Raw genomic sequence first — 20,536 nt, 5'->3', positions numbered from 1 at the left:
TGCGGCGACACCCGCAATTTCCCGAGAAGGGTTTCCCCGTAGCGGAAAGCAGCGCAAAATCATTCTCTCGCGCGGCGCCGCGCGGCAAATTCCGACGCTCGCATGCGAGGATTGCGCCGCCTCCGGGCCGCCTCGCTTCTGCCTTCAACCTCTTACTCATCAGTCCATCGACCATGCCCCTCTCCCCGCAACCGGACATTCTCGAGATCGCCCAGGATGCCTCCGTGCTCCGTTTCGCGCCGCAAGCCGGCGGCCGTCTGATGTCGTGGACGATCGACGGCGAAGAAGTCATCCATTGGCCGGAGCATGCCGACTGGAGCCAGCCCGCGCGGATTCGCGGCGGCAATCCGTTGCTGTTCCCGTTTCTCGGCCGGCATCGTGTCGACGGCAAGATCGGCTACTGGCGTGACGCCCAGGGCAAGGTGCGGGAGCTGCCGATGCACGGCTTCGCCCGCGACCTGCCGTTCGAAGCCCACGCGGACGTGCATGGCGCCGGCCTGCGCATGGTCCTGACCGACAGCGAGGCGACCCGTGGCGGCTATCCGTTCGGCTTCCGTTTCGAGGCCGCCTACGACCTCGCGGATGCGAACACGCTCGACGTCACGTTCACGACCACCAATACCGGCAACGCGCGGCTGCCCTACTACGCCGGCCATCACTTCTATTTCACGCTGCCGCACACGCAGCGTGGCGAGACCTCGCTGGAGTTGCCGCGCACGCAGCGGTGCTATCAGCAGGAGGACGGTTCGATCAGCGCCGCCGAGCCGGGCGAAGCGCGCTACACACTCGACGAGGCGCGCATCCATGACCGCTTCCATTGCCTCGTCGGCACGCCGGATCAACCGGTGCGGCTCGTCGCGCCGGGTCTCGACCGGCTCATCACGATCGATCTGCAACGGCCGGGCTCGGTGCCCTGGTACGCCGTGACCACGTGGACCGAAGCCGCGGAGTCGGACTTCTACTGTGTCGAACCGTGGCTCGGGCTGCCGGACGCGATTCACAACGGTATGGGTCTGCGCTGGCTCGAGCCGGGGCAGACCGAAGTCGCCGCGCTGCGAATCAGCGTCGCCAAGCTGGGTTGATTGCGGGGATTGCGAACCGAGTCGCGCGGTCGGCTTTGAGGCGGGCTTTGGGGCGAGGTTTCGCCAAAAATTTCGCTGCATTTTGTCGCATTCCGCACTGCACGAGCCTGCCGCGCTGCCCGCTTTTCGCGTGTTGCAGCGCAAAACCGTTAGAATCGAGCGCTTTGTATCCACCTGCCGCGTGATCGGGATCGGCGCGCGGCAGCGCTTTGCGAGGTCCAATGCGTAACACAACAAGAATGATGAAACGGCTCGCCTGCGCGTCGTTGGTGGCACTGCTCGCCGCGTGCGGGTCGGCGCCGGTGGGGCCGGGGTTTTATCGGGTGGAACGGGGCGATACGCTGTCGAAGATCGCGCGCAGTAGCCGGCAATCGGTGCAAAGCATCGTGCGCTGGAACAATCTGACCAATGCGGACAGCATCGAGGTCGGCCAGGTGCTGCGCGTCGCGCCGCCGGGCGGCACGGCATCGACCAGTGGCGCGGTACGCAGCAGCGGAAGCGGCAGCGCTGCGGCCACGCCGCGTCCGGCGCCCGCCGATAGCGCGCCGTCCGCCGCGCCGGCTTCGACGATCTCGCTGGTATGGCCGGCCGACGGCACGGTCATCCGGCGTTTTGACGGCGGCAATTCGAAGGGCATCGATATTTCGTCGGCGGCGGGCACGCCCGTCATCGCTGCGGCGCCCGGCACGGTGGTGTACGCCGGCAACGGCTTGCGCGGCTACGGCAATCTGCTGATTCTCAAACACAACGCCGAGTATCTGACCGCCTATGCCCACAACCGCGTGCTGCTGGTGAAGGAAGGCCAGTCGGTCACGCGCGGCGAGAAAATCGCCGAGATGGGCGACACGGATACCGACCGTGTGATGCTGCACTTCGAACTGCGCTATCAGGGCCGTTCAATCGATCCGTCGCGGGCGCTGCCGCCCCGTTAGAGGCTGGCTTGGGGCACGCGGCACTGGCTGCCGTCAGCGGGTGCTCTCGGTTCGCCCTGCGCGGTCCGTGTGCTTTCCCGCCGCTCGCGCCGCCTGTCACCGGGCACGCGCCCTGCAACCGCGGCCGAGGGAACCCGGCGTGTTATAAAACGCTCAATCAGGACACGACGTGGCTTCGCGTCACGTCTTCCTCCGTCAATCTGTAAGGAATTTGTATGAAGAGCGCATTTGCGTCCGTCGCAACGGCCGCGGCGATCGGTCTCGGCCTGCTGGCACTCGGCAGCCTCGGCGGCTGCTCCAGCACCACCACCATGACCTACCTGCCGAACGGCGACACCGGCTTTGCAATCAACTGCAGTGGCAGCGACGCAAGCTCGAGCTGGGCCGAGTGCTACAAACGTGCGGGCGAAGTCTGCGGTAACTACGGCTACGACGTGGTGTCGAAAGACGTCGACAACGGCGCGACCTCGGGTGGAACGGTCGGCGGTATTTTCGGCGCGAACGTGAAGAACCGGTCGATGGTGGTTCGCTGCAAGCAATAACGACGACGCCCGCGCACCGCCGCTCGGACTAGCGGCGGCGCCAGCGTCCCGAGCGCGGATCGATGCGCGCGGAGAAGGCGATCAGCACGCCGAGCGCAACCGGGCAGATGCCGAGAAAAATGATTAACGCGCTCATGCTCTGGAAAGGGGAAGTAAGTTTTCATGATCCACTACACATGTGAATCCGCAGTGACTCGGACGTGACTCGACGATGAGCGCGGCGAAAAAAAAGCCCGGCACGAGGCCGGGCTAACGGGGGTTCGGCGCATATCGGCAAAGGACCGGTTCACCATGCGCCAGAACGAAATCTAACAACCCCCTTTTACAAGCGCAATATATTAATTTCGCAGTCAATGTGATGCGGCGTACTGATTCCGCGTTACGTGAAGCGGAAAAGTCGGAAATAAACAGGCTAAATTCGCCCACCGCTTCACATTAAGCGCTTCAAAATGGCCCGGCTCGAAACTTAGATATTGCCCGCCGGACCGCGCAACGCAAGGGTCCGCCTGAAATCACCCGGAAAAGGCCTGAGGAAAGGGCGCTGGCCGATTTCGGCTAACCCATCCAGCATGATTCGGACGCTTTGCGTCCTGCGTAGCTTTAGTGCGCCACCGCACTCTTTCGCATTATTAACCGATATTGACGGTTCAATTAAAAGCAGTGATTTCTTCACAAGAAATTCGCGAATAGCGAAAATATTAAAGAGATTCAAATCCGCCGACAAATTCCTGCACTGAAAATCGAGCGGCTTATTGATTCGACCAATCGAATGATAAACATCGGCGTCCAATCGTTCAAGCTGGCCGAATGGCTAAAATCGGCCAGCCTGAACCCGCGCTCACGTGACGCGCAAACCGAGTTCGGTGACGAGCACGGCCGCCTGGGCATGCGAGATCGTCGCGCCCTTGAAGAGCGCCGCGTCCACCAGCCGCACGCCGCTCAGGTCGGTTTCGCGCAGATCCGCGCCGTCGAAGCGCGCGCCCTTCAGATGGGCGTCCTTCAGGCTGCCGCCGTCGAAGATTGCTTCACGGAAGTCGACACCGGCGAGATCGGCATCGGAGAAGTCCAGTTGTTGCAGCGTGGCCTTGCGAAACGACAGGCCGCGCAAGTGCGCGCCGACCAGCAGCGTTTCGACGAAGCTCAAACCCAGCGCCGTGCACGCTTCGAAATTGGCACCGGTCAGCTTGCAGCTATGAAACGACGCCGAAGCCAGCTTGGCGCGCCGCCAGCTGGTGTTGTTCAGGTCGCTCGACTGAAACGCCGCGTCGACCAGGTCGGCCGATGCGAAATCCGCCTCGCGGCCACGGCAACGGACCCAGCGGGTATGCGAGAGCATCGCGCCGAAAAACGAGGTCTCGACGATCGTGCAGCGATGAAACTCGGCGCCGCGCAGATCGAGTCGCGACAGGTCGGCGCCTTCGAAATCGCAGTCGGTGAAATGCAGCGGCGCTTTATTGCCGGCGAGGCTCGCCGCGATGAGTCGCTCCACCTCGGCGCGCGTGAGCGCGGCATCGGTCACGACGTGAGCTTGCGCGCCCGAAGCCGGCGCCGTTGAATCCAGTGACATGAAGGTTCAGAATGAATTTCGAAGGACCCATAGCCTACCGGAACGCGCGCCGCGCCGGCGGGCCGCCCCGATGGTTTATAGTAACGGCCCCGTCAGAACCCGCTTACGATGACTTCCAACGACGCCACCCATAGCCCGCTGTACGCCAAGCTGCTCGCCGAAACCGCCAAGATCGGCTGGCCCGAACTCGAACGCTTCTTCGCACGCGGGATGCTGCTGCGCGTCGCGCGCGACCTCGATCTGGTGAGCGTCGCCGAAGCCATCGCCAGCGACGACACCACGCAGGTCACGCAATGGCTGTCCTCGGGGCTTGTCGAGCGCGTGCAGGCGGAAACCGCCGCCGACTTTGCCGAGCGCGACCCGGATCTCTGGGCCGTCGTCGTCTCGCCCTGGGTGTGCGTGCAGGAACGCAATTGAGCGAAGCCGCGCGCGACGCGGACCCGTCGGCCGCGGCACCCGCCGTCCCTGTGCACTGGCACCGCCGGGTGCTCGCGCTGGCGTTTCCCATCGTTCTCGCCAATCTGACGCAGCCGATTCTCGGCGCGGTCGACACCGCCGTCGCCGGCCATCTGGATGGCGCGTCGTATCTCGGCGGCGTGGCGCTCGGCGGCCTGTTCTTCAACTTCGTGTTCTGGGGCTTCGGCTTCCTGCGCATGGGCACGACGGGTCTCGTCGCGCAATCGCACGGCGCGGACGACCACGCCGAGTTGCGCAACAACGTCGTACGCGCGCTGTTGCTGGCGGCCGCGATCGGCGCCACAGTGCTGGCGCTGCAAATGCCGCTCATCGATTACGCATTGCGCGTGATCGGCGGCAGCGACGCGGTGCAACGCAACGCGCGGCTTTACTGTCATGCGCGCATCTGGGCCGCCCCGCTCGCCCTCGGCAACTATGTCGTGCTCGGCTGGCTGCTCGGCACGCAGCAGGTGCGGCTCGCGCTGCTCTCGCAGGTGTTCATCAACAGCGTGAACATCGCGGCCGTGCTGCTGTATGTGTACGGATTCGATTGGGGCGTGGCCGGCATCGGCGCGGCCACGGCCACCGCCGATGCGCTCGGCTTCGTGTTCGGCGCCGCCCTGCTATGGCAGGGCAGGCCACGTGGCCTGCCCACGCTGAACCGCTCCGCTTTGTTCGACGCGGCGGCGCTCAAGCGGCTCGTCGTACTCAATCGCGACATCTTCGTGCGCACCTTATGCCTGCTCTCGTCGTTCGGCTGGTTCGCGCATCTGGGCGCGAAGCAAGGCGACGCCACGCTCGCCGCCAACGCGCTGCTGCTCAATTTTCAGACCTTCATGGCCTACGGACTCGACGGCTTCGCGCACGCCGCCGAAGCGCTGGTCGGCGCCGCGATCGGCGCGCGCGACCGGCACGCGTTCACGCAGGCGATCAAGGTGACGGCATTGTGGTCCACGCTCGGTGCGCTGGGGTTCTCGCTGGTGTATTGGGGCGCGGGCTCGTGGATCGTCGAACGTTTGACGGATCAGGCCGCGGTGCGCGCCACCGCTGAAATGTATCTGCCGTGGGCCGCGCTCTCGCCGGTGGTTTCCGTGTGGGGCTTTCTGCTCGACGGCGTCTTCATTGGCGCGACCCGCACGCGCGAACTCATGATGTCGATGGTGGTGTCGTTCGCGCTGTTCGTGGCCGCGTCGTGGGCTTTGCTGGCGCTGTACGGCAATCACGGCTTGTGGGCCGCGATGCTGCTCTTCATGGCGCTGCGTGGTCTCACGCTTGCGCGCTATTTGCCGGGCGTCGTGCGCGGCATGGCAGGCGCGGCTGTTTAGGCGCCGTTTCGCCATGCGCGTGTGCTACTTATCCCGCCCAGCGCACCTATTGCACCAAACCTCTAAGCGCGCCGACGTATCTGGTGCACCGCGCTTCCCAGGGCAACCCAGGCACGAACCACCGTGCATCCATTTCGCATCGCGGCACCCGGTTACGGCTTGAAACAAGCGCACACATATCGCACGCGGCGCTCGCCCTAGAATGGCCTCAGCCCGCGCTTTCCGCGCCAAAAGTCTGCGCGGGTCAGAAGCGCCGGCGTGCCCGCGCCGGCGCTTCGCTTTTGCTGTTCACCCCGTTGCCGAATGCGTTATCAGCCGACGCTCAGGGCGTGACCGGCGCAGGCACCATGGCGGGCGGACGGCTGTCGGTGGGCACGCCGTGATAGTCGGCGGGATCTTGCGGCGGCGGGCCGCCGTGATGGCCGGACGGACCATTCGCGCAACCGGCAACGCCGGCAACCAGCAGCAACGCAAGCATCGAAACGCGGATCATAAACAGGAGTCTCTCGGAGCAGAATGAAAGAGCGGCTGCCCGGCGGTGACCGGGCAAGCGCGAGCGCCGAGAGTCTACCTGCAAAGCGCATTCCACGACGCCGCTGCGAGCAGTGGGCCCCCCTCCCATTTCGTTACGCGTGAGCTACTATGAAGTCACAGCCGCATCTCACAGGAGACTGCCATGGACGCTGAAACGATCGCGGGTCTGATCGGACTCGGAATAGGTCTGCTCGTGCTGCTCGTGTTGTCGATTTACGAATCGAGAACCTATCGGCGCGAACACAACGGCGAAGGCATGGTGCATCACTGGCTGACTCATCAGCACATGCCGCATTGGATGCGTCGCCGGCACTGAACGGAAAACCGGCTGCCGGCTGCGCCTGCGGCGGTTCCGGCTGATTTAACGGTTGATACGCTGCACCGCACGTGCGAGCCCGCGCTCGCACGTCGGGCGCTGGCGCGGCGATGACGGTCGCGCACCCGCCGTCAGCGCGCAAGTTTTTCCTGCCTGCCATTTCCCCTGACGCATCACCGCGCCACGGCTAAAGCACGCAGCCGCCCGCCCTCTCCCCTCTGAACTTGCTTTCCGTTCAGGCACATGCCTTGCTGCATGTAAGCCTGCAAGGAGCGCGCAGATTGCGCGTCGAGCGTCACGGCGCGAATGCGCCGAACCAACAGACCAAATGGCTCAGGCCAGACAGGGAGAACTCGAATGACCATCGGAACCATACTGCTTATCGTGCTCATTCTTCTGCTGATCGGCGCATTGCCGAGCTGGCCGTACAGCAGCGGCTGGGGCTATCGGCCGACCGGCGTGCTCGGGGTCGTGCTGATCATCGTGATCGTCTTGCTGCTGATGGGACGCATATAACGCGGCCGAATCGCGCATTCGAGCCTCCGTTTCGCACCGGCGCAATTCGTGATTGACTCTGGCACCCAATGCCACGTAGAATCTCGGATTCGTCGGAGCGTAGCGCAGCCTGGTAGCGCATCTGATTTGGGATCAGAGGGTCGAAGGTTCGAATCCTTTCGCTCCGACCACGAAAAGCAACATGAAACCCGCGTAGCCTCCGGCTTCGCGGGTTTTTGCTTTTTGGGCTTTCAGGCTCGTGGTTGCGATATACCGGAACGCTTCTACGGTCAGCCTGAGCCATCGCCTTGCGGCCTGGCGAGCCCGCGTGCGACAGTGACTGAAACCTGGCGCACGCCTGATCAGGCTCAAGCGCCGCAACCAGAGTCAAGGAGACACCCATGGATCTGATTCTCTGGCGTCACGCCGAAGCCGAAGACATCGCCAGCACCGACCTCGCGCGCGCGCTCACCACCCGCGGCCGCAAGCAGGCGCAAAACGTCGCCAAATGGCTGCGCACGCGGCTGCCCGACGACGCCGTGGTGCTCGCAAGCCCTGCCGTACGCACCATCCAGACCGCCGAGACGCTGAGCGATCAATATCGCGTGGTGCGCGAACTCGCGCCCAACGCGAGCGCGGACGACGTGCTCAACGCCGCCGGTTGGCCCAAGGGCATCGCGCAGACGGTGGTGATCGTCGGCCATCAACCGACGCTCGGTCACGTCGCCGCGCGTCTGCTCGGCAATAGCGCCGCGAGTTGGCCGCTGAAGAAAGCCGGCGTGTGGTGGATTGCGAGCCGTGAGCGCGACGGCGACGACCAGGCCGTGCTGCGAGCCGCCATGAGTCCTGATCTGGTCTGATTCGGATTCGCGTCTCAACCAAACCGGCGGTCCATAAAATCCCACGCGGCGCACGAGCGCCGCCGCTCTGCCCGCATCGATCACACACTTCACCCACATCGCCGGGATGGCACCGTCCCGGCGCTCGAATCGCTCCCACCCATTCCTCGATTCCCCCACGTTTCGCACGGAAACAACACTCGCCGCTCCCCCTCGCGACATTACAAGCCGCGGGCAAGCAGCTTACGGGCAGTCATCCAATCGTCATGGGTTTGCCATGCGAGCGTCACCAGGCGTTACTACATTGGCGAAAAAAGAAATCTCCCTTTTTTCGACCAGGACCCCCCATGCGAGAACTGCCGACGCCTACCCTGCCCCTCGCTTCGATCTTCGAGTCGCGCCGCCTGCCGCGCGCCGAGGAAACGGTCACCGCCCAGCATCGCCTGCAAGTCACATGGGCTCGCACCGACGAAGAGCTGCGCGAAGCCCAGCGTCTGCGCTACCGCGTATTTGCCGACGAAATGGGTGCACGCCTGACGGGCCCCGCGGGTCTCGACGTCGATTCGTTCGACTCCTACTGCGATCACTTGCTGGTGCGCGATCTCGACACGCTGAAGGTGGTCGGCACGTATCGCGCGTTGCCGCCGCATCAGGCCGCGCGTATCGGCCGCCTGTATGCGGAAAGCGAATTCGACGTGTCGCGTCTGACGCACCTGCGCGCCAAGATGGTCGAAGTGGGCCGTTCGTGCGTGCATCCCGACTATCGCAGCGGCTCGGTGATCATGTCGCTGTGGGCGGGTCTCGCCGCCTACATGAAGCACAACGGCTACGAGACGATGCTCGGCTGCGCGAGCGTGGCGATGGTCGACGGTGGCCACTACGCGGCGAATCTGTATTGCTCGCTGCGCGACAACGCGCTGACCGCGCCGGAATATCGCGCGTTTCCGCACACGCCGCTGCCGGTCGATGAACTGCAGACGGGCGCCGAGGTAGCGCCGCCGCCGCTGGTGAAGGGTTATCTGCGTCTTGGCGCGAAGATTTGCGGCGCGCCGGCATGGGATCCCGATTTCAATACCGCGGATTTTCTGACGCTGTTCCGTTTGTCCGATATCAACGCGCGTTACGCTCGCCACTTCCTCGGCGATGCGCTGCCGCGCTGAGCGGACTCGTTCGCGCGACGCGCTTTGATGCGCGTCGGCGAAACAAAACACGCTGCGACAAAAAAAGCCCGGCAATTGCCGGGCTTTCTCATTCATGCGCAGTGCGCGGGCAAGACCTCAATCGTCCGTATAGACCACGCGATACGGAATGCCGACCTTCTCCCACTCCGCAGCCTCCTGAATCAGGCTGTAGTCGGTCAACGGATTGTTCGCAACCCACTCGTTCGGCAAGCGCACCTCATAACCGCCGTTGACCTGCGCCACCGAGATGCCCGGTAAGCCGACATCCGCACGCCGCCGGCACAACAGCGCCGCGAGCCGCAGACAGAACAGCAGCGGCCACTCCACTTCACGTGTTTGCGACAGCTTGCCGAGCTTGCCCGCGTGACCGAGCACGAGCGCGGCGAGCCGCGCCTGATCGGTGCGCGAAAAGCCCGGCATGTCCGCGTTGCTCGCGATATAGGCCGAATGCTTGTGATACGCGCTGTGCGAGATGGACAGCCCGATTTCGTGCAGCGCAGCGGCCCAACCAAGGAACATGCGGTTTTCCGCGCGGCGTTCTTCGTCGGGTTCCGCGAACTGGTCGTAGAAGCGCACCGCGAGTTCGCCGATGCGCCCAGCCTGCGCGCGATCCACGCCATAGCGGCGCATGAAGCCTTCCACCGTCACCGTGCGCATGTCCTCGTGCTGCGAACGGCCCAGCAGGTCGTACAGCACGCCGAGGCGCAGCGCGCCGTCCGTGGTATCGACATAGTCGACGCCGAGTTCGTCGAACACCGCGATCATGATCGACAGGCCACCGGCCAGCACCGGAACGCGATCGCCCTTCAACGCGACGAGCTTCAGCCGATTGACGTTCTCCGCCTTGATCAGCGCGCGCTTGAGCCGTTCGAGCCCACCGCGCGAGATGCCATGCGTGACGCCCGGATCGTTGAAGCCGTTCGCCTCGACCAGTTCGGCCAATGCGCGCGCGGTGCCCGACGAGCCGATCGCCTGCTCCCAGCCGGTTTTCTTGTACTCGGCGGAAATGATCTGGATTTCGCGGCCCGCGGCGAGTTCGGCCTGGCGCATCGTGTATTCGTCGACGTTGCCAGCCGGAAAAAACGCACGGCTATGGCTCACGCAACCGATATACAGGCTCTCCATCTTGATCGGCGTGTAATGCGAGCCGATGATGAATTCCGTCGAGCCGCCGCCGATGTCGACCACAAGACGTTTGCCCGGGCTCGCGGGCACGGAGTGTGCTGCCCCCGCGTAGATCAGGCGCGCTTCTTCGCGCCCGGCAATCACTTCGATCGGGAAACCGAGCGCGGCTTGCGCCTCGCCGAGAAATTCGCCGGCATTCTTGGCGATGCGCAACGTGTTGGTGGCGACCGCGCGAACGTGATCGGGATGGAAATCGCGAAGACGCTCGCCGAAACGCTTGAGTGCGTCCCAGCCGCGCACCTGCGAAGCACGGTCGAGCATCTTGTCGCGCGACAGACCGGCGGCAAGGCGCACCGGCTCGCGCAAGGCATCGACCTGATAAATCTGGCTGCCCGCGTCGGTTTCCTCGACCCGGCCCACGATCAGCCGGAAGCTGTTCGAGCCGAGATCGACGGCAGCGAGGAGTTGCGGAGTATTGACCATCGGGTAAGCGTGCTCCATGCGCGCGAGCGCGGCAGCGTTGGATGCAGAGGGCGCCGCATATCCATTGGGTGCCTTGGGCGCCTTATGGCCGGCCGCGCTGTTCAAAGACGCCATTCTAAGCGTACCGGGCCTCACGATGTCACCTCGCAGCAATGGGGGTGCCCCATGGTCCCATACACACTGCGTCATATTGACGACACGCGGCGAATACGGCGTAGAATTTAAAACATCGAGAATGTCATAACAACGTCATCATACTGTGAGAATTTCCGAGCGTCTTTCCGCCTCCCTTCCTGACATTCCATTCTCGCTGCCGATGTCCATCCGCTACCCCTTATTGAATCGCGAGCTGGGCATTCTGGGTTTCAACGAGCGTGTGTTGGCACAAGCTGCCGACCCAGCCGTCCCTTTGCTCGAACGCCTGCGTTTCATCTGCATCACCAGTAGCAATCTCGACGAATTCTTCGAAGTCCGCATGGCCGGGCTACAGGAACAGATGCGCGACAACCCCGGCGCACTGTCGCCGGACGGCATGTCGCTGCAGCACGTGTACGACCTCGTGGTCGAACGCGCGCAGAAGCTCGTACATCGTCAATACACCATGCTGCACGACACGGTGCTCACCGCGCTCGAAACAGAAGGCATCTATTTTCACGGCACGGAAGCGTGGAACGAAGCGCAGACCGAATGGGCGCGCAACTACTTCTTCGACGAACTTTTGCCCGTGCTCACGCCGATCGGACTCGATCCGGCGCACCCGTTTCCACGCGTGCTCAACAAGAGCCTGAACTTCGTTGTCGAACTGGAAGGCAAGGACGCGTTCGGCCGTCAGGCGATGATGGGCATCGTGCAGGCGCCCCGCGCGCTGCCGCGGCTCGTGCGCATGCCGCAAGACCTGTCGGGCTATCCGCATGGCTTCGTGCTGCTGAGCTCGCTATTGCAACGCTTTGTCGGCGAGCTGTTTCCGAACCTCGTGGTGCGCAGCTGCAATCAGTTTCGCATCACGCGCAACAGCGAACTGTTCGTCGACGAAGATGAAATCACCAACCTGCGTGTCGCGTTGCAGGGCGAATTGCCGGCGCGGCATCTGGGCAATGCGGTGCGGCTCGAAGTGTCGGCGGAAACGCCCACGCATGTCGTGCGGCGCCTGCTCGACGAAAGCGGCCTGTCCAACAAGGATTGCTATTACGCCGACGGCCCCGTCAATCTCGTGCGGCTGATGCAATTGCCGGAGATGGTGGACCGCCCCGATCTGAAGTTCGTGCCGCACATTCCCGCGATTCCGCCGCAGATCGCCAACAGCGCCAACATGTTCGACGTGATCGATCAGGGCGACGTGCTGCTGCACCATCCGTATGAGAGCTTTCAGCCGGTGCTCGAACTGTTGCTGCAGGCGGCCAAAGATCCGAACGTGGTCGCGATCAAGCAGACCATCTATCGCACCGGCACCGATTCGCCGCTGATGGACGCGCTGATGCAAGCCGCGCGCAACGGCAAGGAAGTCACGGTGGTGGTCGAATTGCTCGCGCGCTTCGACGAAGAAACCAACATCAATTGGGCCTCGCAACTCGAAGCGGTCGGCGCGCACGTGGTGTACGGCGTGGTGGGCCACAAGTGCCACGCGAAGATGATGCTGATCGTGCGGCGCGTGTCGGTGGGCGGCAAGGCCACGCTCAAGCGCTATGTGCACCTCGGCACCGGCAACTACCATCCGCGCACGGCACGCCTTTACACCGACTTCGGCCTGATGACCGCCGATCAGAAAATCTGCGAAGACGTGCATCACGTGTTCCAGCAACTGACCGGCATCGGCGGCGAACTGAAGCTGCACGAGTTGTGGCAATCGCCGTTCACGCTGCATCCGAAACTGGTCGAAGCGATTCGCGCCGAAGCCGAGCATGCGCGCGCCGGCAAGAAAGCACGCATCGTCGCGAAGATGAACGCGCTGCTCGAACCCACGGTGATCGCCGAGTTGTATGAAGCCGCGAAGGCCGGCGTGAAGATCGATCTGATCGTGCGTGGCGTGTGTTCGTTGCAGCCGGGTGTGGCGGGGCTTTCGGAGAACATTACCGTGCGCTCGATCGTCGGGCGCTTTCTCGAACACCATCGCATTTTCTACTTCTACGACGGCGGCAAGGAGCAGGTCTACCTGTCGAGCGCCGACTGGATGGACCGCAATTTCTTCCGGCGCGTGGAAGTGGCGTTCCCGGTCAACAACCGCCGTTTGAAGCGGCGCGTGATCGCCGAAGGTCTGTCGGCATTTCTCGGCGACAATCAGTCCGCCTGGCTCATGCAAAGCGACGGGCATTATCGGCGCCGCCGGCCGGGCAAGTCCTCGCGCAACGCGCAGATGAGCCTGCTGGGGAAATTTTGTTCGTAACGTTAGAGATTGCACTCGCTTCGGCGAGCTAGTGACAGACACGCGTAAAAAAGCCCGCAACATGCGGGCTTTTTTTCAGGTCGATGCATTTACGTTCAAGCCGGCGCAGGTTGCCGGCGCGCCGTGCGATACACCGGGAAGCGCACGGTGAACGTGCTGCCACGTCCCTCTTCACTTTTCACATCAAGCTGCGCATCGTGACGTTGCAGCACGTGCTTGACGATCGCGAGGCCGAGGCCCGTACCGCCGGTGTCGCGTGAACGGCTGCGATCGACGCGATAGAAACGCTCGGTCAACCGCGGAATGTCCGCAGAGGGAATGCCGAGTCCGCTGTCCGTCACGGAAAACACCGCATTGCCGCCTTGCGCGTGCCAAGCCACCTTGATCGCGCCGCCGTCCGGCGTGTAACGGATCGCGTTCGTGACGAGATTGCCGAACGCACTAAGAATTTCCGTTTCGACGCCGGTGACGGTGAGCCCTTCGTCGGCATCGAACACGATCTTGTGATGATCGCTCGACAGGTTTTCCGCGTCGTCGCGCAGATGCCGCAACACCGCGCGCATATCGATCATCTGATCGCTCGGCGGCTTGTTGTCGCCTTCGAGTTTGGCGAGCACCAGCAGATCGCTGACGATATGGCGCATGCGCGAAGCCTGCTGCTCCATCAGTTCGAGATAGCGCGAACGCTCGCCTTCGCTCAACGGCAACTCGCGCATGGTTTCCAGAAAACCCGAGAGCACCGTGAGCGGCGTCTTCAGTTCATGCGAAACATTGGCCACGAAGTCGCGCCGCATGGCGTCGGTCCGCTCGAGTTCGGTAATGTCTTGCGAGAGCACCAGCTTGCGATTCTCGCCGTACGGAAACACCTGCACCGACAGCACGTTCTGGCGCTTGTCGCCCATGCCGCGCATGATCAGCATTTCTTCGTAGCGGGACGAATTCAGATAGCGAACGAAGTCCGGCTGACGTACCAGATGCGTGATGTGCTGGCGCAGATCGCGCTTCGCATCCAGGCCGAAATGGAGTTCGGAGATCGCGTTGCACCACTCGATCTGATCGTGATCGTCGAGCATCGCCACGCCGTTGGGCGAGGCCTGGATCGCCTGAATGAAGCGCGAATGCTGCTGCTCGACCTGGCGCACCTGCGCGTGCCAGCGCTTCGCGAGCTTGTGCAGACGGTAGTAGATTTCGCCCCAGATGCCGGGGGCGCTCGGCACTTCCCCGTAAACCGGCGCGTCGAGCAAACGCCACAGACGCTGTTTATGAAAGGTGCTGAAAAGGCTCTGCGCGAGCAGCATGACAATCGCGAGGACGAGCGCGGCCTTGACGTTCACGAGTGCGCCGACCACCACGCACAGAACAGCCAGCAGCACGACCGACACGATGGAGCGCGCCCAGATGATGTTCATGGTCTAGCGATCGAAGAGAAAGGCCTATGCGCCGTGATGGGAACCGCGGCGCCTATCGTTGCGAAGATGACGTATCCGAAGCGGGCTCGAACAGCGCCACCGCTGAGCGAGCGTCAGGCGCTCTTCGCAAGCCGGTAGCCGCTGCCGCGCACCGTCTCAATCATAGCATCGCATCCGGCAGGCTTGAGCGCCGCGCGCAGACGCTTGATATGCACGTCCACCGTGCGCTCTTCGACGAACACGTGGTCGCCCCACACCTGATCGAGCAGTTGCGTGCGGCTGTGCACGCGCTCCGGGTGCGTCATGAAGAAGTGCAGCAGACGGAATTCCGTCGGGCCGAGATCGAGCTTGATCTCGCTGCCTTCGGCATGCGCGGCCACGCGGTGGGTTGCCGGATCGAGCTTGAGGCCGTTGATCGCGACCACGTCTTCGGTCAACTGCGGCGCACGGCGGCGCAACACCGCCTTGATGCGCGCCATCAGTTCTTTCGGCGAGAACGGCTTGGTGACGTAGTCGTCGGCGCCGATTTCGAGGCCGAGCACCTTGTCCTGCTCGTCGCCACGCGCGGTCAGCATGATGATCGGAATATGCTTCGTGCGCTCGTTGTTGCGCAGATCGCGAGCGAAGGCGATGCCCGATTTTCCCGGCAACATCCAGTCGAGCAGGACGAGGTCGGGCAGTACGTCGCTGATCAGGTTCTGCGCCTGTTCCGCGTTGTACGCGCGAATCGGGCAGTGACCGGCGTGTTGAAGATTGACCGAAATCAGTTCGGAAATGGCGGGCTCATCTTCAATGACGAGAATGCTGCTGGGCATCGGCACCTCTGGTCCTTATATCTGGATTAACTGAGTGCTTCGCGTTCGAGCGCGTCGCGCGACTTGTGCCGCACGTCCGTGCCCTTGACGATGTAGATGATGAATTCGGCGATGTTCTTCGCGTGGTCGCCGATCCGCTCGATCGCCTTGGCAATGAAGAGGAAGTCGAGGCCCACCGAGATCGAACGCGGATCTTCCGTCATGTACGAAATCAGCTTGCGCACGAAAGCGCGGAATTCTTCGTCGATTGCTTTGTCGTCGCGCACGATCTGCGCGGCGGCGACCGTGTCGAGGCGCGCGAACGCGTCGAGCGCGCGGCGCAGAATTGACACCGCCATTTCACCCGACAACTTGATTTCAGCGATATTGATGGTGCGCGAGGCGCCGTCCTCCATCAAACGCTTGGTGCGCTTGGCGATTTTTTCGGCTTCGTCGCCGGCGCGCTCGAGATTCGTGATGGTCTTCGAAATCGCGATCAGCAGGCGCAGGTCACGCGCGGCCGGCTGACGGCGCGCGATGATGTTGCTGCACTCTTCGTCGATTTCAACTTCCATCTTGTTCAGGCGCTCTTCCGCGGCGATCACCTGTTCGGCGATGTCGAGATCGAATTCGTTGAGCGCCTGCATGGCCTTGACGATCTGCGATTCGACCAGGCCGCCCATTTCGAGCACCTTGGAGGAAACCAGATTCAGGTCGGCGTCGAACTGGCTGGACAGGTGTTTGTCGGACATGTCGTACTCCCTTGTTTTGCTCGGCGTTTTAACCGAAGCGGCCAGTGATGTAATCCTCGGTTTCCTTGCGGACCGGCTTGATGAAGATCTTTTCGGTATCGCCGAATTCGATCAACTCGCCGAGGTACATGTAGGCAGTGTAGTCCGAACAGCGAGCCGCCTGTTGCATGTTGTGCGTGACGATCACCACCGTGTAATCGCTCTTCAGCTCGGCGATCAACTCTTCGATACGGCCCGTCGAAATCGGGTCCAGCGCCGAGCACGGCTCGTCGAGCAGGAGCACTTCCGGACGAATCGCGATACCGCGCGCAATGCACAGACGCTGCTGCTGGCCGCCCGACAGACCGTAGCCGCTCTGGCCGAGCTTGTCCTTCACTTCGTTCCACAGCGCGGCCTTGGTCAGCGCCCATTCCACGCGGTCGTCCATTTCCGAGCGCGGCAGCGTTTCGAACATCTTCACGCCGAACGCGATGTTGTCGTAGATCGACATCGGAAACGGCGTCGGCTTCTGAAACACCATGCCGATCCGCGCGCGCAAGAGCGAGATATCGCGCTTGGAGGTCAGCAGGTTTTCGCCGTCCATCAGGATCTCGCCTTCGGCGCGCTGTTCCGGATAGAGCGCGTACATCTTGTTCAGCGTACGCAGCAGCGTGGACTTGCCGCAGCCCGACGGGCCGATGAACGCGGTCACCTTGCCTTCGGGAATCTGCAGATTGATGTTCTTCAGCGCGTGATACTTGCCGTAGAAGAAGTTCAGGTCGTTGATCTCGATCTTCGGGCGCGACGACGCCTGCGACTGGCCGCTCTGGGCGGGATCGAAACCGGCGGGCGCAGTGGGACGCGCGATCGGATTGAGTTGAGTTTCTGCCATATTCATCGGATTACACTCCGCCCTTACTTGTTCGAGAAGATCGTGCGCGCGAGGATGTTCAGTCCCAGCACCGCGAGCGTGATCAGGAAGACGCCGGCCCACGCGAGCGATTGCCACTGCGCGAACGGGCTCATCGCAAACTTGTAGATCGTGACCGGCAGGTTCGCGACCGGCTGGCCCATGTCCATCGAGAAGAACTGATTCGACAGCGCCGTGAAGAGCAGCGGCGCGGTTTCGCCTGCGATACGCGCCACGCCGAGCAACACGCCGGTGACGATGCCCGCGATCGACGCCTTCAGCGTGATCGACAGCACCATCTTCCACTTCGGCGTGCCGAGTGCGAAAGCCGCTTCACGCAGTGCGTTCGGCACCAGTTTCAGCATGTTTTCCGTGGTGCGGATAACGATCGGAATCTGCAGCAAGGCGAGCGCGAATACGCCGGCCCAGCCGCTGAAGTGGCCCATCTTCGCGACGACCAGCGCGTAGACGAACAGACCCACCACGATCGAGGGCGCCGACAACAGAATGTCGTTGATGAAGCGCGTGAAACTCGCGAGCCAACCCTTCTGACCGTATTCGGCAAGATAGACGCCCGCCAGAATACCGATCGGCGTGCCGACGAAAGTCGCGAGCCCAACCAGCATCAGGCTGCCGACGATCGCGTTGGCGAGACCGCCGCCATCGGTGTTCGGCGGCGGCGTCGATTGCGTGAACAACTCGACCGACAAGCCACCGATACCGAGGCGCAAGGTCGTGTACAGAATCCAGATCAGCCAGATCAGGCCGAACGCCATCGCGGCGAGCGACATGGTCAGCGCAACCGCGTTCTTCATGCGGCGGCGGCCTTGCAGACGCACGCGCATCGCTTCGAGCGCGACCGCGTCGTTCGAACCCGGCATATTCAAAGTGGGCTGGCTCATTTCGCGCCCTCCCCTTTTTCGAGGCGAAGCAGCATGACCTTGGAGATCGCCAGCACGATGAAAGTAATCACGAACAGGATGAGGCCGAGTTCCATCAACGCCGACGTATGCAGACCCGGATCCGCTTCGGCGAATTCGTTGGCGAGCGCCGATGTAATGCTGTTGCCCGGCGAAAACAGCGACACGTTGTCGAGCAGATTGGTGTTGCCGATCACGAACGTGACAGCCATGGTCTCGCCGAGCGCGCGGCCCAGACCCAGCATCACGCCGCCGATCACGCCGCTCTTGGTGAAGGGCAGCACGATCTTCCACATCACTTCCCACGTCGTGCAGCCGATGCCGTACGCCGATTCCTTCAGCAAGACCGGCGTGACTTCGAACACGTCGCGCATCACCGAGGCGATGTACGGAATGATCATGATCGCGAGAATCACACCCGCGCACAGGATGCCGATGCCGATCGGCGCGCCCTGAAACAGCGCCCCAACCACCGGAATGCCGCCGAGCACTGCGCCGAGCGGCTTTTCGAACCACGTCGCGAAGATCGGCGCGAACACCAGCAGACCCCACATGCCGTACACGATCGACGGAATCGCGGCGAGCAGTTCGATCGCGATGCCGAGCGGCCGGCGCAGCCACGCGGGCGCGAGTTCAGTCAGGAAAAGCGCGATGCCGAAGCTGACGGGCACCGCGATGATGAGTGCAATGATCGACGTGGCGATCGTGCCGTAGATCGGCACCAGAGCGCCGAATTGCTTGCTGGGTGGATCCCAGTCGGCGGTCCACAGGAAGCTGAGGCCGAATTGCTTGATCGACGGCAAGGACGCGACGATCAGCGAAACGATGATGCCGCCGAGCAGCAACAAGGTGATGATGGCGGCGAGGCGCGCGAGACCGCCGAAGATCACGTCGCCGGCGCGGCTAGGCGCTTTCTGCTGCGACGCGCTGCCGGGCGGGGTCGACCTGCTCGAGCCGGACGCTAATTGGATATCGGACATGAGAGCCTGATGGACCTGTTTCCAGTTGCCGTATGACACGTGTCGTGCGGCCGGTAGTGCCGGTGGTTAAAGCCATTGGCCGTCCTCGCATGAGGACGGCCAACGTGTTACGTACTACGGATGCTGAGCGCTGTGCTCATTGCCTCTTTTACTCGGCGATTGCCTTGCCCGAAGCGTCCTTCACCTTCGACTTCCACTGCGTGCGGATTTCCGACACGACCGAATCCGGCAACGAGATGTAGTCCAGATCGTTTGCGGCTTGCGTGCCGTTCTTGAATGCCCAGTCGAAGAACTTCAGCGTTTCGGTGCCTTGCGGCGCCTTGTCCTGCGTCGTGTGAACCAGCACGAACGTCGCGCCGACGATCGGCCATGCGTTCTTGCCCGGCTCGTTCGTCAGGATCTGGTAGAACGACTTCGACCAGTCCGCGCCTGCTGCCGCTGCCTTGAAGGTGTCCGTCTTCGGCTCGACCACTGCGCCCGACGAATTCTTCAACGCCACATACGTCATGTGGTTCTGCTTCGCGTACGCCCATTCCACGTAGCCGATTGCGCCCGGCAGACGTTGCACGAAGGCCGCGACGCCGTCGTTACCCTTGCCGCCCGTGCCCGTCGGCCAGTTGACCGTCGAACCTTCACCGACCTTCGACTTCCAGTCTGCGTTGACCTTCGACAGATAGTTCGTCCAGATGAAGCTGGTGCCCGAACCATCGGCGCGGCGAACCACGGCGATGTCGGTATCCGGCAGCTTGACCTTCGGGTTCAGCGCAACGATCGCCGGATCGTTCCACTTCTTGATCTTGCCCAGATAGATGTCGCCGAGCACTTCGCCCGACAGCGTCAGTTCAGCCGGCTTCACGCCCGGCACGTTGACGACCGGCACCACGCCGCCGACCACCGTCGGGAACTGGAACAGGCCTTCCTTGGCGAGTTCGTCGTCCTTCAACGGAGCGTCCGAACCGGCGAAGTCGACGGTCTTCGCGACGATTTGCTTCACGCCGCCCGACGAACCGATGCCTTGATAGTTAACCTTGCCGCCGCCGGACTTCTGATACGAGTCGGCCCACTTCGTGTAAATCGGTGCTGCGAAGGTGCTGCCCGCGCCGGTGATGTCTGCGGCTTGCGCTGCGATCGCGAAAAGCGCGCCAGCGACGCCAGCGAACACGGTTTGCATCAATTTCATGAGACCTCCAAAGGTGTGAGCGGTGTGAGCGTGTAAGACGAACACCGCGAAGCTTAGGGTCTCTTTGTGACAGTAACGTGACTGACCGTGAAACGGATGTGACAGTGGGATTACAGGCCTGAAAGGCGCTTGAACGGAGAAATTGCCGGTTTCGCGACGATCGGGGCGTCGCTCTACAGATTAGGCGAAAAAGATGGGGCGCGAACGTTTGCGGGTGCGTGTTCGGGGGAAGAGGAGTGAGGCTGGGTGGTGCGGGGTTTGGTGCCGGGTTACCGGTGGCGGGTTGCCGGTGGCGGGTTGCCGGTGGCGGGTTGCCGGTGGCGGGTTGCCGGTGGCGGGTTGCCGGTGGCGGGTT

General features: G+C 62.9%; 21 protein-coding genes and 1 tRNA gene. 11 read left to right on the top strand and 11 right to left on the bottom strand.

The features are described from left to right. Positions 1-173: 173 nt before the first annotated feature. From P0D73_RS32615 to P0D73_RS32605, 3 genes are all read left to right on the top strand, one after another. A complete protein-coding gene (locus P0D73_RS32615; protein WP_408434542.1) occupies positions 174-1,082 on the top strand; it encodes an aldose epimerase family protein in 909 nt (302 codons plus the stop codon). Positions 1,083-1,303: 221 nt separating this feature from the next. Continuing rightward, on the top strand, positions 1,304-2,014 hold the full coding sequence (locus P0D73_RS32610; RefSeq protein WP_408180650.1) for a peptidoglycan DD-metalloendopeptidase family protein: 711 nt from the start codon (positions 1,304-1,306) through the stop codon (positions 2,012-2,014). Positions 2,015-2,229: 215 nt separating this feature from the next. Then, positions 2,230-2,556, top strand: a complete 327-nt coding sequence (locus P0D73_RS32605; protein WP_132373627.1) for a hypothetical protein — start codon at positions 2,230-2,232, stop codon at positions 2,554-2,556. Positions 2,557-3,022: 466 nt separating this feature from the next. Here P0D73_RS32605 and P0D73_RS32600 read toward each other — a convergent pair whose 3' ends face one another. Together P0D73_RS32600 and P0D73_RS32595 are read right to left on the bottom strand one after the other, a co-directional pair. Further along, positions 3,023-3,346: a hypothetical protein gene (locus tag P0D73_RS32600; RefSeq protein WP_408180651.1), complete on the bottom strand. Its 324-nt coding sequence runs from the start codon at positions 3,344-3,346 to the stop codon at positions 3,023-3,025. Positions 3,347-3,394: 48 nt separating this feature from the next. After that, complete coding sequence (locus tag P0D73_RS32595) at positions 3,395-4,123, bottom strand: pentapeptide repeat-containing protein (protein WP_408434539.1); 729 nt, start codon at positions 4,121-4,123, stop codon at positions 3,395-3,397. A 108-nt stretch (positions 4,124-4,231) separates the two neighbouring features. On the opposite strand from P0D73_RS32595, the gene P0D73_RS32590 reads away from it, so the two are divergent. Next, positions 4,232-4,540, top strand: a complete 309-nt coding sequence (locus P0D73_RS32590; protein WP_132373624.1) for a DUF2288 domain-containing protein — start codon at positions 4,232-4,234, stop codon at positions 4,538-4,540. Beyond that, positions 4,537-5,904 carry an MATE family efflux transporter gene (locus tag P0D73_RS32585; protein ID WP_408434535.1) on the top strand — a complete coding sequence of 456 codons (1,368 nt, stop codon included), beginning with the start codon at positions 4,537-4,539 and terminating at the stop codon, positions 5,902-5,904. Before P0D73_RS32590 ends, P0D73_RS32585 begins: the two co-directional genes overlap by 4 nt. Before the next feature lie 322 nt (positions 5,905-6,226). Here the strand turns inward: P0D73_RS32585 and P0D73_RS32580 are convergent, their stop codons facing one another. Then, complete coding sequence (locus P0D73_RS32580; RefSeq protein WP_168794759.1) at positions 6,227-6,397, bottom strand: hypothetical protein; 171 nt, start codon at positions 6,395-6,397, stop codon at positions 6,227-6,229. A gap of 183 nt (positions 6,398-6,580) precedes the next feature. Between P0D73_RS32580 and P0D73_RS32575 the strand changes: the two genes are divergently transcribed. The 5 genes from P0D73_RS32575 to P0D73_RS32555 all read left to right on the top strand — a co-directional run bounded on the left by P0D73_RS32575 (position 6,581) and on the right by P0D73_RS32555 (position 9,248). Beyond that, positions 6,581-6,754 (top strand): hypothetical protein, encoded by a 174-nt coding sequence (locus P0D73_RS32575; protein ID WP_165923803.1) that lies wholly within the window; start codon positions 6,581-6,583, stop codon positions 6,752-6,754. Between the two features lie 357 nt (positions 6,755-7,111). Further along, on the top strand, positions 7,112-7,270 hold the full coding sequence (locus P0D73_RS32570; protein ID WP_007181032.1) for a DUF3309 family protein: 159 nt from the start codon (positions 7,112-7,114) through the stop codon (positions 7,268-7,270). A gap of 93 nt (positions 7,271-7,363) precedes the next feature. Continuing rightward, positions 7,364-7,440: transfer RNA gene (locus tag P0D73_RS32565), tRNA-Pro, on the top strand. Between the two features lie 210 nt (positions 7,441-7,650). Beyond that, positions 7,651-8,109: a phosphohistidine phosphatase SixA gene (gene sixA / locus P0D73_RS32560; protein ID WP_132373622.1), complete on the top strand. Its 459-nt coding sequence runs from the start codon at positions 7,651-7,653 to the stop codon at positions 8,107-8,109. Positions 8,110-8,435: 326 nt separating this feature from the next. Next, a complete protein-coding gene (locus P0D73_RS32555; RefSeq protein ID WP_132373621.1) occupies positions 8,436-9,248 on the top strand; it encodes a GNAT family N-acetyltransferase in 813 nt (270 codons plus the stop codon). 117 nt (positions 9,249-9,365) lie between these two features. Here P0D73_RS32555 and ppx read toward each other — a convergent pair whose 3' ends face one another. Continuing rightward, positions 9,366-10,991: an exopolyphosphatase gene (gene ppx, locus P0D73_RS32550; RefSeq protein WP_408291179.1), complete on the bottom strand. Its 1,626-nt coding sequence runs from the start codon at positions 10,989-10,991 to the stop codon at positions 9,366-9,368. Between the two features lie 202 nt (positions 10,992-11,193). On the opposite strand from ppx, the gene ppk1 reads away from it, so the two are divergent. Continuing rightward, a complete protein-coding gene (ppk1, locus tag P0D73_RS32545) occupies positions 11,194-13,257 on the top strand; it encodes a polyphosphate kinase 1 (protein ID WP_132373619.1) in 2,064 nt (687 codons plus the stop codon). A 95-nt stretch (positions 13,258-13,352) separates the two neighbouring features. Here the strand turns inward: ppk1 and phoR are convergent, their stop codons facing one another. From phoR to pstS, 7 genes are all read right to left on the bottom strand, one after another. Further along, positions 13,353-14,666: a phosphate regulon sensor histidine kinase PhoR gene (gene phoR, locus P0D73_RS32540; RefSeq protein ID WP_132373618.1), complete on the bottom strand. Its 1,314-nt coding sequence runs from the start codon at positions 14,664-14,666 to the stop codon at positions 13,353-13,355. Between the two features lie 113 nt (positions 14,667-14,779). After that, positions 14,780-15,481 carry a phosphate regulon transcriptional regulator PhoB gene (phoB, locus tag P0D73_RS32535; protein ID WP_006051991.1) on the bottom strand — a complete coding sequence of 234 codons (702 nt, stop codon included), beginning with the start codon at positions 15,479-15,481 and terminating at the stop codon, positions 14,780-14,782. Between the two features lie 26 nt (positions 15,482-15,507). Then, positions 15,508-16,212, bottom strand: a complete 705-nt coding sequence (phoU, locus tag P0D73_RS32530; protein ID WP_091792610.1) for a phosphate signaling complex protein PhoU — start codon at positions 16,210-16,212, stop codon at positions 15,508-15,510. Positions 16,213-16,240: 28 nt separating this feature from the next. After that, positions 16,241-17,089, bottom strand: coding sequence for a phosphate ABC transporter ATP-binding protein PstB (gene pstB / locus P0D73_RS32525; RefSeq protein ID WP_132373617.1), 849 nt, complete (start codon positions 17,087-17,089; stop codon positions 16,241-16,243). Between the two features lie 17 nt (positions 17,090-17,106). Next, positions 17,107-18,003, bottom strand: coding sequence for a phosphate ABC transporter permease PstA (pstA, locus tag P0D73_RS32520; RefSeq protein WP_132373616.1), 897 nt, complete (start codon positions 18,001-18,003; stop codon positions 17,107-17,109). Further along, complete coding sequence (pstC, locus tag P0D73_RS32515; RefSeq protein WP_408180657.1) at positions 18,000-19,001, bottom strand: phosphate ABC transporter permease PstC; 1,002 nt, start codon at positions 18,999-19,001, stop codon at positions 18,000-18,002. Before pstC ends, pstA begins: the two co-directional genes overlap by 4 nt. A gap of 148 nt (positions 19,002-19,149) precedes the next feature. Then, on the bottom strand, positions 19,150-20,181 hold the full coding sequence (pstS, locus tag P0D73_RS32510) for a phosphate ABC transporter substrate-binding protein PstS (RefSeq protein WP_132373614.1): 1,032 nt from the start codon (positions 20,179-20,181) through the stop codon (positions 19,150-19,152). Positions 20,182-20,536: the final 355 nt, after the last annotated feature.

It is taken from the genome of Paraburkholderia sp. RL18-101-BIB-B (genome assembly GCF_046026985.1).
GTDB lineage: Bacteria > Pseudomonadota > Gammaproteobacteria > Burkholderiales > Burkholderiaceae > Paraburkholderia.
Note: the sequence above shows the minus strand (reverse complement) of the source record. Positions and strands in the feature narration are given on the sequence as shown.